The organism is Frankia tisae (assembly GCF_025403405.1).
Lineage (GTDB): Bacteria > Actinomycetota > Actinomycetes > Frankiales > Frankiaceae > Frankia > Frankia tisai.
In genome coordinates, this window is sequence record NZ_JANEZT010000208.1 from 1 (window position 1) to 11,808 (window position 11,808).

At 71.4% G+C, this 11,808-nt stretch carries 9 protein-coding genes; all 9 read right to left on the minus strand.

Going from position 1 to position 11,808, the window contains the following annotated elements:
• Window positions 1-17: 17 nt before the first annotated feature.
• The 9 genes from NBZ85_RS19235 to NBZ85_RS19275 all read right to left on the minus strand — a co-directional run bounded on the left by NBZ85_RS19235 (window position 18) and on the right by NBZ85_RS19275 (window position 11,566).
• Entirely contained in the window at window positions 18-2,033 is a 2,016-nt protein-coding gene (locus tag NBZ85_RS19235; RefSeq protein WP_261562348.1) for an ATP-binding protein, read from the minus strand.
• A gap of 68 nt (window positions 2,034-2,101) precedes the next feature.
• Complete coding sequence (locus tag NBZ85_RS19240; protein ID WP_261562349.1) at window positions 2,102-3,769, minus strand: acyl-CoA carboxylase subunit beta; 1,668 nt, start codon at window positions 3,767-3,769, stop codon at window positions 2,102-2,104.
• Between the two features lie 48 nt (window positions 3,770-3,817).
• Entirely contained in the window at window positions 3,818-4,981 is a 1,164-nt protein-coding gene (locus NBZ85_RS19245) for an acyl-CoA dehydrogenase family protein (protein WP_261558231.1), read from the minus strand.
• A 60-nt stretch (window positions 4,982-5,041) separates the two neighbouring features.
• Entirely contained in the window at window positions 5,042-6,697 is a 1,656-nt protein-coding gene (locus tag NBZ85_RS19250; protein WP_308205026.1) for a 3-hydroxyacyl-CoA dehydrogenase family protein, read from the minus strand.
• Window positions 6,698-6,724: 27 nt separating this feature from the next.
• Window positions 6,725-8,239, minus strand: coding sequence for an aldehyde dehydrogenase family protein (locus NBZ85_RS19255; RefSeq protein WP_261558232.1), 1,515 nt, complete (start codon window positions 8,237-8,239; stop codon window positions 6,725-6,727).
• A gap of 31 nt (window positions 8,240-8,270) precedes the next feature.
• A complete protein-coding gene (locus NBZ85_RS19260; protein WP_261558233.1) occupies window positions 8,271-8,831 on the minus strand; it encodes a flavin reductase family protein in 561 nt (186 codons plus the stop codon).
• Window positions 8,828-10,459 (minus strand): AMP-binding protein, encoded by a 1,632-nt coding sequence (locus NBZ85_RS19265; RefSeq protein WP_261558234.1) that lies wholly within the window; start codon window positions 10,457-10,459, stop codon window positions 8,828-8,830. The genes NBZ85_RS19260 and NBZ85_RS19265 overlap by 4 nt, the downstream gene beginning before the upstream one ends.
• A gap of 103 nt (window positions 10,460-10,562) precedes the next feature.
• Window positions 10,563-11,063 carry a ketosteroid isomerase-related protein gene (locus NBZ85_RS19270; protein WP_261558235.1) on the minus strand — a complete coding sequence of 167 codons (501 nt, stop codon included), beginning with the start codon at window positions 11,061-11,063 and terminating at the stop codon, window positions 10,563-10,565.
• Window positions 11,064-11,098: 35 nt separating this feature from the next.
• Window positions 11,099-11,566, minus strand: coding sequence for a ketosteroid isomerase-related protein (locus NBZ85_RS19275; protein WP_261558236.1), 468 nt, complete (start codon window positions 11,564-11,566; stop codon window positions 11,099-11,101).
• Between the last annotated feature and the right edge of the window lie 242 nt (window positions 11,567-11,808).

Consider the following 11,808-nt stretch of genomic DNA (forward strand, 5'->3'; position numbering starts at 1 on the left):
GGTCATCGCGGGCGGGGTCATCGCGCCGACCCCGGTGTGATGACGGCGAGGACGTGCCCGCCGTCGACGGTCTGGCCGGGACGCACGTCCAGCGCACTGAGGACGCCGTCGTGCGGCGCGGTCACCGCGTGTTCCATCTTCATCGCCTCCAGAACGAGCACAACCTCTCCGGCGGTCACGGCCGCACCCCGCTCGACGGCGACCCGGACCACCGTTCCCGGCATCGGAGCGGTCAGCGAGCCCGCCGCGGTGGTCGCGCCCGGCTCGACGAACCGGGGCGTCTCCCGGGCCACCGTCGACCCGCCGCGACCGTCCAGGTAGACCTCCGGCCCGACGCGGTGGACCCGGACCGTCGAGCGAACGCCGTCCACGGTCAGATCCGCCTGCTCGCCGTCGAGGCGGTGCACCACCACGTCCCGGGCCCGGTCGTCGACGGTGACGTCGACCCGGTCCGCGCGCCAGCGGTACGACACCTCCACCTCGCGCCCGGACACACCGCGCCCGGGCGATCCCGGGCCGGACAGCGCGAAAACGGCACGCTGCGGGGAGGTCGGGACGTTGCGCCAGCCGGGCGGCGCGGTCGGGAGGATCCCGTTCGCCCGGCGCTCGGCCGCGGCGGTGAGCGCGGCCGCCACCAGGTGGGTCGCGAGGACGTCGTCGGACGTCGCGGGCGAGCCCATCGCGACCGCGTCGTGCCGGTCGAGGTAACCGGTGTCGATGTCGCCGGAGCGGAACTCCTCGTCGCGCAGAACGGCGACCAGCAGCTCCCGGTTGGTGGTCACCCCGTGCACGCGGGTACCGGCCAGCGCGCGGGCGAGCCGGCGGATCGCCTCGTCACGCGTCGCGCCGTGCGCGATGACCTTGGCGAGCATCGGGTCGTAGTGGACGCCGACGACCGAGCCGTCCGCGACCCCGCTGTCGACACGAACGCCGTCGAACGCGGGCACGTCGAAACGGTGGATCGTCCCGGTCGCCGGGAGGAACCCGGCGGGCACGTCCTCGGCGTACAGCCGGGCCTCGACGGCGTGGCCGGTGATGCGGGCGTGGCGCAGCTCGGCCGGCAGCGGCGCGCCCTGCGCCACCAGCAGCTGCGCCCGGACGAGGTCGAGACCGGTCACCTCCTCGGTCACCGGGTGCTCGACCTGCAGCCGGGTGTTCACCTCGAGGAAGAAGAACCGGCCGGTGCGGTCGAGCACGAACTCGACGGTTCCGGCACCGACGTAGCCGATCGCCGCGGCGGCCGCGACGGCGGCGGAGCCGAGGCGCTCCCGCAGGAGCTCGTCGACCGCGACGGACGGCGCCTCCTCGATGATCTTCTGGTAGCGCCGCTGGATCGAGCACTCCCGTTCGAACAGGTGCACGACGTCGCCGTGAGTGTCGGCGAAGACCTGCACCTCGACGTGGCGGGGGCGGGAAACGTAGTGCTCCAGGAACACCGTGCCGTCGCCGAACGCCGAGGCCGCCTCGCGCCGCGCACCCGCCACGGCGTCCGTGAGCGCCTCGAGGTCGCGCACGATGCGCATCCCGCGCCCACCCCCGCCGTAGACGGCCTTGACCAGCACGGGGAAGTCCAGCTCAGCCGCGGCTTTCACCAGCCGGTCGGGCTCGGCGAGCAGCTCGTCGTCGACGATCAGACCGGGCAGGACCGGCACGCCGGCCGCGCCCATCAGTTCCTTCGCCCGGGTCTTCGACCCCATGGCCTCGATGGCCTCCGGGGGCGGTCCGACGAACACAAGCCCCGCCTGTGCGCACGCCCGCGCGAAGTCGGCGTTCTCGGACAGGAAGCCGTAGCCGGGATGGACGGCGTCGGCCCCCACCCGCAGCGCGGCGTCGATCACCAGATCGGCACGCAGGTACGTCTCGGCCGGCGTCGCCCCGGGCAGCCGGACGGCCTCGTCGGCCGCGGCGACGAACGGGGCGCCCGCGTCGGGGTCGGAGAAGACCGCGACCGTGGCGATGTCCATCGCGTGCGCGGTCCGGATGATCCGGACGGCGATCTCGCCCCGGTTCGCGACCAGCAGTTTTGTGATCACTCGCCCCCCTGGGGTCGCTCGGCTCTGCGGTGTCACCGGGCTCTGTGATGTCACCGGGTGCACGGGGCTCACATCCGGAAGACGCCGTAGCCACGGCGTCCCTCGATCGGGCCCGAGTGCGCGGCGGACAGGGCGACGCCGAGCACGGTGCGGGTGTCGCGCGGGTCGAGGACGCCGTCGTCGTAGAGCTTTCCGCTCATGAAGAAGGCATGCGACTCCTCGCCGATCTGGCGTTCGATCTCCCCGCGGCGCCGGTCGTCGGCCGCGGTGTCGAACGGTCGGCCGGCGGCCTCGGCGGCGGCCCGGCCCACGATCGACAGCACCCCGGCCAGCTGGGCGGCGCCCATGACGGCGAGCTTGGCACCGACCCAGGCGAACATCAGCCGCGGGTCGTAGGCACGCCCCGACATGCCGTAGTTGCCCGCGCCGAACGACGCCGCCATGTTGACGGTCAGGTGCGGCACGGTGCTGTTCGTCACCGCATTGATCATCTTGGCGCCGTCCTTGATGATGCCGCCCTGCTCGTAGGCCGCACCCACCATGAAGCCCGTGGTGTTCTGCAGGAAGATCAGCGGCGTGTCCACCTGGTTGGCGAGCTGGATGAACTCGGCGCCCTTCTTCGCCTCCGCGCTGAACAGCACGCCGTTGGCATTGGCGAGCACCCCGACCGGAAAGCCGTGGATCGACGCCCAGCCGGTGACCAGGCTGGTGCCGTAGTCGGGCTTGTACTCGCCGAACCGCGAGCCGTCGACGACCCGGGCGAGCACCTCGCGCGGGTCGAACGGCACCCGGATGTCCGCCGGCGCGATCCCCAGCAGCTCGTCGGCGTCGTACACGGGCGGGTCGGCGGGCAGGCTCGGCCCGGGCCCGCGCTTGCGCCAGTTGATCTCGGACAGGATCCGTCGGCCGATCCGGATCGCGTCGGGCTCGTCGACCGCGAAGTAGTCCGCGACTCCGGAGACCCGCGCGTGCATCGCCGCGCCGCCGAGCTCCTCGTCGTCGGACTCCTCGCCGGTCGCCATCTTGACCAGCGGTGGCCCGCCGAGGAACACCTTCGCCTGCCGGTCGACCAGCACCGCGTGGTCGCACATGCCCGGCACGTAGGCCCCGCCCGCGGTGGAGTTGCCGAAGACCAGGGCGATGGTGGGGATGCCGTCGGCCGACAGGGCGGACAGGTCGTGGAAGATCTTCCCGGCCTGGACGAACAGGTCGGACTGGTTGGGCAGGTCGGCACCGCCGGACTCGACGAGGTTCACGACCGGCAGCCGGTTGCGCCTGGCGATGTCGAGGGCGCGCAGCGTCTTGCGCAGCGAGTACGGGTTCATCGTGCCGCCGCGGACCGTCGGGTCGTGCCCGATGACGACGACCTCGACCCCGGACACCACCCCGAGGCCGGTGACGACGCTCGCGCCGACAGCGAACTCCGTTCCCCAGGCCGCGAGCGGGGACAGTTCGAGGAACGCCGAGTCCCGGTCGAGCAGCAGCTCGACGCGTTCGCGCACCAGCAGCCGGCCGCGCCGGCGGTGTCGGTCGCGGTAGCGCTCGCCGCCGCCGGCCTGCACGATCTCGAGCTGCTCCGCGAGCTGCGCGAGGTTGGCGAGCTGGGCGGCGCGGTTCGTGCGGTACAACGCGGAGGCGGTGTCCAGGCGGGACCGCAGGACGGTGCCCTCGGCCGCCCGCGCCCGCGCCGCCGGCCCGCCCGGCGCGGGCGCCCATCTCGTGGCGGAATACGTCATCGCTGTCTCCTCGTGGGGGCCGGAGCTCCTCGTTGGGGCCGGAGCTCCTCAGTAGGACCGGGGAAGGCCGAGGGTGTGCTGCGCGACGTAGTTGAGGATCATCTCCCGGTTGACCGGGGCGATCCGCAGCGTGCGCACCATTCCCCACAGCGGTAGCAGGCCGTACTCGACGGCCATCCCGTTGCCGCCGTGGGTCTGGATCGCCTGGTCCACGGCCGCGAGGGCGGCCTCCGCGGCGGCGTACTTCGCCATGTTCGACGGCTCCCCGGCGGGCAGGCCGTGGTCATGCGACCACGCGGCCTTCTGCGTCATCAGCGCGGCGAGCGACGTCTCGATCTTCGCCTTCGCCAGCGGGTGGGAGACGCCCTGATGGGCGCCGATCGGGACGTCCCACACCTGCCGGTGACGCGCGTAGTCGGCGGCCTTTCCCAGCGCGTACCGGGCGATGCCGACGCAGATCGCGGCGCCGGTGATCCGTTCCGGGTTCAGGCCGTGGAACACCTGCCGGAAGCCGTCGCCCTCGACGCCGATCAGCGCGTCCGCCGGCACCCGGGCGTCGTCGAAGAACAGCGTGAACTGCTGTTCGGGCATCTGCGCGGCGACCGGCAGCGGGTGGGCGACCAGGCCCGGCGTGTCGGTCGGCACGACGAACAGCGACAGCCGCGCCCGCCCGGTGGCCTCGTCCACGCCGGTCCGGGCGACGACGAGGACGGCCGCGGCCTCGTCGAAGCCGGAGATGTAGTACTTCTGCCCGGTCAGCACCCAGTCGTCGCCGTCGCGGACCGCCTTCGTCGCCAGCCGGTGGGTGTTCGACCCGGCGCCCGGCTCGGTGATCGCGAACACCACCTTGTGGCTGCCGTCGGCGAGGCCGGGCAGCCACCGCAGCTTCTGCTCCGCGCTGCCGAAACGGGAGATGACCTCGCCGGAGATCGCGGCGGAGACCACCAGGAGCAGCAGCGGGCAGCCCGCCGCGGCGGTCTCCTCGCAGACCGCCGCGAGCTCCACGATGCCGCCGCCACCGCCGCCGTAGGCCTCGGGGAGGTTCACCCCGAGGAAACCGGCCTCCGCGAGCGCCCCCCACACCTCGCTGGTCGGCCTGCGCGCGTGCGACCGCTCCGTGTAGTAGGCACCGCCGAACGGCTTCGCGATCGCGGCGACCGTCTCCCGCAGAGCCGTGAGCTCCGCGTCCTCACCGAAGTCCACAACGCTCACCGAAGTCCACAACGCCTCCCAGCGATTGATCGTCTGTCGAACCGGATGCGGACCGCGCCGCTACACATACGGCGCGCCGGTGACCGCCCGGCTCACCAGCGAGCCGGGCGGGGCGAAGCGGGCGCCGTAGCGGTCGGCCAGCTCGCGGGCCCGGGCCACGAATCCCCCCGGGCCCCTGCCGTGCTCGTCGGCGTACTGGTTGATGTACTGGAACACCCCGCCCGTCCAGGGCGGGAAGCCGATGCCGAGCAACGAGCCCACGTTCGCGTCGGGCACCGACCCGACGACGCCCTCGTCCATCGCGTGAACGGCCTCGATCGACTCGGCGAACAGCAGCCGCTCGGCGAGGTCGGCGAGGTCGGCGGGCGAGCTGTGGCGGCCCGGCGTGCCGAACGCCGCCCGCAGACCCGGCCACAGGCCGCCGCGCCGGCCGGTGTCGTCGTACTCGTAGAAGCCGGCGCCGCCGGACCGCCCCGGCCGCCCGAACTCGTCGATCATCCGGTCGACGACCGCGTCCGCGGGATGACCCCGCCAGACATCACCGACGGCCTCCGCCGCCGCCTGCGCCTCCTGCCGGATCTTTCGCGGCAGGGTCAGCGTCAGCTCGTCGAGAAGCGCAAGCGGTCCGGCCGGGTAGCCGGCCCGCAACGCCGCCGCCTCGACAGTGACCGGGTCGATGCCGTCCCCGACCGCCGCGATCGCCTCGTTGAGGAAGGCGATGATGACGCGGCTCGTGAAGAACCCACGGCCGTCGTGCACGACGATCGGCGTCTTGCCGATCTGCCGGACGACGTCGAACACCTTCGCGAGCGTGGCGTCGGACGTGCTCCGGCCCCGGATGATCTCGACGAGCGGCATCCGGTCGACCGGGGAGAAGAAGTGGATGCCGATGAAGTCCTCGGACCGCCGGACACCCTCGGCCAGCAGGGCGATGGGCAGCGTCGAGGTGTTCGAACCGAGCACCGCGGCCGGGTCGACGATCTCCTCGATCTCCCCGAAGACCTTGTGCTTCAGCTCGACGCTTTCGAAGACGGCCTCGACGACGACGTCCACCCCGGCGAAGTCGGCGGGGTCGGCGGTCGGGTGGATCCGGTCGAGCAACGCCGCCGACGCACCCGGCGAGGTGCGACCCCGGGCCAGCGCCTTCGCCTCCAGCCGCTCGGCGTGGGCCTTGCCGCGGCGCGCCGCGGCGAGGCTGACGTCCTTGAGCACCACCTCGATGCCGGCCTGCGCGGCCACGTAGGCGATGCCCGCACCCATCATCCCGGCCCCGAGAACACCGAGCCTGGTGGCCTGGAACCGGTCGAACCCGGGCGGACGGCTGCCGCCGGCCCGAACGTGTCGCAGGTCGAGGAACGCCCGAATCTGGTTGCGCACCACCCGACCGGTCGTCGGACCGACCTGGGCGTGGCGGTTCGCGAGGACGCCGCGCAGCGCGGCGGCGGCGTCCTCGGCGCGCAGCGGGCCGAGTGCGTCCCGAGCGCCGTGGACGTCGCCATGACCGCCGCCGCCCGGGGCTCGCCCCGCCGACGTCACGACGACACCGGCGATCGAGTCCTTCTCCCGGTCGAGCCGGTCGACGACGTCCCGTAACGACGCGACGAGGTCGCGGTCGTCGGGCTCGGCCGACACCGGCAGATCGTCGACGGTCAGAATCAGGGTTCCCTCGGCGCCCCGGTTCCAGCCGATGACGCCGGCGGTGCTGACGTGCTCCATCGTTGATCCGTCCCTGTCTGTCGCGGGTCAGTGGGTCGGCGGCGTTCCCAGCACCAGGGCGAAGGCCGCCCGGTCCGCCAGCCCGCCGGACCGGGCGAGCGAGATGAACTTCTGCTCGGTGTAGGCGTCGAGCGCGTGGGGGCCGCCCTCGCGTCCCAGGCCGCTCTGCTTGAATCCGCCGAACGGGTAGGCCGGGTGGATGACGTGCCAGTCGTTGACGTACACCATGCCGGCGTCGAGTCGGCGGGCCACGGCCAGGGCGCGCTGCTCGTCCCGGCCCCACACGCCGGCCGACAGGCCGTAGTCGGTGTCGTTGGCGATGGCGACCGCCTCGTCGACGGAGTCGTACGTCAGCACGGTGAGCACCGGGCCGAAGACCTCTTCGCGGGCGATCCGGGCATCGTTGGTGACGTCGGTGACGACGGTGGGTTCGACCCAGTTCCCCACCTCGAACCCCGGTCCCTGCGGGGCGCCGCCGCCCAGGGCGATGGTGGCGCCGTCCTCGCGGGCCGACGCCAGGTAGTCCAGGATGCGGTCCCGCTGCCCGGCGCTGATCACCGGGCCGACGTCGGTCGCCGGATCCAGCGGATCGCCGAGCTTGAGGGTCTTCGCCCGCTCCACCAGCCGGGAGACGAACTCGTCCTTCAGCGCGCCCGGGACGAGCAGCCTGGTGCCCGCCTCGCAGGCCTGCCCGTTGTTGGCCAGGGCCGCGAACAGCGCCCCGTCGACGGCCAGCGGCAGGTCCGCGTCATCGAGGATGATGTTCGGCCCCTTGCCGCCAAGTTCCAGCGTCACCCGCTTCACCGTGTCGGCGGACGCGCTCAGGATGGCCTTGCCGACCTCGGTCGAGCCGGTGAAGGCCACCTTGCGGACGTCGGGATGGCCGCTGAGGTGGGCGCCGACCGGGTCGCCGTCGCCGGTGACGACGTTGAGCACCCCCGGGGGCAGACCGGCCGCCTCGAACTCCCTGGCGAGTTCGAGGGCCAGCAGCGGCGCGTGCTCGTCGGGCTTGAGCACGACGGTGTTCCCGGCGGCGAGCGCCGGCGCGACCTTCCAGATGATCACGAGAAGCGGGATGTTCCAGGGCACGATCGCGGCCACCACGCCCAGCGGCTCCCGGCGCAGTACTCCCGCGGCCGGAATCGGACCGATCTCGGGTCCGGCCTTCTCGAACTCGTAGGACTCCGCGAGATCGGCGAGGTAATGGAGCTGACCGATCGACAGGCCGAGATGCAGGGCACCGGTGACGCGGATCGTCGCGCCGTTCTCCCGGCTCTGCAGGGCCGCGAGCTCGGGCAGGCGCTGTTCGAGACGACCGGCGACCGCGTGCAGCAACGCCGCGCGCTCCTGCGGCGCGGTGTGCCGCCACCCGCCCGCCTCGTGCGCGGCCCTGGCCGCGTCGACCGCGCGGTCGACGTGCTCGACCCCGCCCTTCGCCACGGTCGCCACGAGTTCGTCCGTCGCGGGGCTCCTGATCTCGTACCGCTCGGTGGAATCGAGCCATTCCCCACCGATGAATAAGGGGTAGTGCGGTGCGGACACTTTCTCCTCCTTCTCGAAATGCGGTGGGATGTCAGTCCTGCGGCCGCAGGTGGCGGTACTCGCTGCGGTAGTACAGCAGCGGAGCGCCACCCTCGCCGGCGCGCAGGGATTCCACGTGGCAGGTGACGATGTGATGGTCGCCGCCGTCGTGGACCTCGGCGAGGCTCGCGCCGATGTGCGCGGCGGCGCGCTCCAGTGCGGGTGCGCCGTTCGGCAGCGGCGTCCACGCGACGCCGGCGAACTTGTCCGCGCCGCTGCGTGCGAAGCCGTTGCTGATCTCGTGCTGGTCCGCGCTGAGGATGTTGACGCACAACCGCCCGCAGGCCGCCAGCACCGGCCAGGACGTGGACGTCCGGGCGGGACAGAACAGGATCATCGGCGGATCGAGGGACAGGGCGGTGAACGACTGGCAGGTCAGGCCCACCGGTCGGTCCCCGGCCATCGCCGTCACGATGACGACGCCGGTGGCGAAATGCGACAGGACGTCGCGGAAGGTGGCCGAGTCGACGAGCGTCGCCGGCGACTCGGGCTGCTCTCCCGGCCCGGTCCGGTCGGCCCGGTCGGCCCGGGCCGCGGTGCTCTGCGCAGTCATCCGATCTCCCGGCTGCGTCCGGCCCAGTACGGCGCGCGAATCGCCTTCTTGTCGACCTTGCCCGCGGGATTCACCGGGAGGCTGTCCCAGAACACGATCGACTTCGGCGCCGGCACGCTACCGAGCTCCCGTTTGACGTGGGCGATCAGGTCGCCTTCCTGCACCGTCTCGGAGGGCTTGGCGACCACGACCGCGAGCACGGCCTCGCCCCACTTCTCGTGCGGTACGCCGACCACCGCGGCCTGGGCCACCGCCGGGTGCGTCAACAGCACGTCCTCGACCTGACGCGGGAAGACGTTGAATCCGCCGCTGACCACCATGTCCTTCTTGCGGTCGACGATGTAGAGGAAACCGTCGGAGTCCAGGAAACCGATGTCGCCGGTGTGCACCCAGCCGTCCCGTAACGCCTCGGCGTTGCGGGCGGGGTCGACGTAGGTCAGCATCTGCCCGAGCTGCCGCGAGCAGATCTCCCCGGGTTCGCCAATCGAGAGCGGCTGATCCTTTTCGTCCTGGATGGTGACCTTCACGTACGGGATCGGCCGCCCGGCCGACGCCAGCCGGCGCAGACCCTGCTCGGTGTCCACCCGGTGGTCCTCCTTGCGCAGACACGACACGTAGCCCGGTTCGGTCCCGGCGTAGGTCTGGACGAAGATCGGGCCGAAGGCGTCGAGCGCCTCGCGGAGGCGTTCCGGGGCGATCGGCGAGCCCGCATAGACCATCGTGTTCAGCGAGGAGAGGTCGAACGACGTCCGGCCGGGATGGTCGAGCAGGAGGTAGACGATCGTGGGGACCACGGCCGTGGCGGTCACCCGCTCCTTCTCGATCGTCCTGAGGAGAACGTCGACGTCGAGTCCCGGCATCATCACGTTCACCCCGCCGCGCAGGAACGTCGGCATCACGAAGATCTGTGTGAAGTGGGTGAGCGGAGCCCCGTGCGCGAAGATCTCACCCGGACGGATGCCGGCGATCTCGAGTCCCGCCGTGATGCTGTAATGCGCCCAGGTGAAGTGGGAATTGACCACCCCTTTCGGTTCACCCGTGCTCCCGGAGGTGAACAGCACGTACGCGTCGTCGTCCTCGGACAGGAATACCGACGGTTGCGAGTCCGGTTGCGAGTCGAAGAACGTCCGGTAGTCGAGAACCTCCAGGTCGTTGAGGACCGTTGTCTGCCCGGCCCCGGCCCCGGCCCCGGTATGGGTATGGGTATGGGTATCGGCGGCGCCCCCATGGCCACCGGCCAGGCGGATGACCCGCTTGACGTCGGGCAGACCGTCGAGCAGCTCGGCGACGACCGCGTCGAACTGGGCGTGATAGATGAGGGTGGTGGCGCCGGCCTGCCCCAGGATGGTGCGATGCCCGCCGACCGCGGACCGCGTCGGCATCTGCACCAGCACCGCCCCGGCCTTCCAGATTCCGTGCTGGGTCGGAATGAACTCCAGGATGTTGGGCAGCAGCAGGCCTACCCGGTCGCCCTTCTCCACCCCCAGCACCCCGAGTCCGTTCGCCACTCGGTTGGCCCAGCTCTGCATCTGCCGGTAGGTGAGCCGGCGGTCATCATCGATGATCGCCGTCGAGTCCGCGTAGTACAGACACACCCGATCGAACACCTCTGGCAGGGTGCCCCACATGACTGCTGAACCTCCAGATCGAACTGCCGTCCACCGGCCCGCGGAAAACGGGACCTCACAGCCGTTGCCGAACACCGGCGAAGCGGCTAATGTCTTCGGGGCCTTATCCCAGGAGCGAGGCGGGGTCGAAATCCTTGTCCCAGTAGTGCGGGGTGAGGACCGGCAGGCCGAGTTCCTGGAGTACCGGGGTGTCGTTCCAGTTGGTCAGCTCACGGTCGATCCGGCCGTCGGCATCGAACTGGTGCCAGGTCTGGCCGCGGGTGGACAGCGTCCGGCCGCCGGCCGGCACTCCCCGGAAACCCGCGAGGTGCTCACCGGTCCAACGCCAGAGGATCGTGACGGCGGGCGCCCCGTTACCCCCGGTGGTCTCGATGGCCTCGAGCACCTCGAAGCGATGGATCCCGACGCCGTTGCCGGTGTCGCCGTTCGCGTACGGGGCGAGGCGTTCGCGCAGCTCGGCCCGGTCGGTAGCGGTGTCGTAGACATGGTCGACCGCCCGGCGGTCGTCGTAGAGCACCTCGTCCGCGTACAGGGCCACGGCGGCCTCGGTGTCCGTGGTGAGTGCCTGCGCCCAGCGCTGCGCGTGGTCGGTGGCCTTACTCATCGACGTGTTCCCTTCGCTTCGGGTCTCTGGGGTCTTCAGACCGCGGCGGACGCGGGGACCGGGGCGGCGACGCCACCGTGGATCGACACCGGCAGGCCCAGCGTGTGCAGCGGTGAGATGGCATCCCAGTAGGTCGACTCACGCGTGATGCGGCCGTCTGCGTCGTAGATGTGGAAGGTCTGACCGGAGGTGCTGAACGTCTTCCCGCCCGTGGGGACACCGAGGAAGGCCGCCGAGCCCGCGGGCTCCCAGGTCCAGCGGATGATCCCGCTACGGGCATCACCGATGTACTCGTCGATCCGAAACAGGTTGATCCCGATACCGTTGTCCAGATCCTTGTTCGCATACGGCGCGAAAACTCGGTGCAGATCCTCCTTGTCGGTGATCGACTGGTCCAGGATCAGATCCTCGAAGAGGAAGTCGTCGGCATACAGGGCACAGACCTTCTCCGCGCTTTCGCGAAACGCCTTCAACCATAGCACGGCGAACCGGTAGGACGACATTCTGGCCACGCTCCTCTGCGCCGGTGAGGAAAAGAAGTTCGAGGGCCGGCGAACGGCCGGCGGGGATGGCCCAACGGTAAGGCCGGGCGCGGCAGGATGCGTCATCCCCCGGGGTTAAACACCTTGCCCCTTCGGGTGAGCCCCGAGCGGTCGGGGCGCGCCCCGGCGATCGACGGAGCGGGACAAGGACCGCACGGAACGGGGCAAGAGCCGCGCAGAGCGGGGCAGGGGCAGTGCGGGGC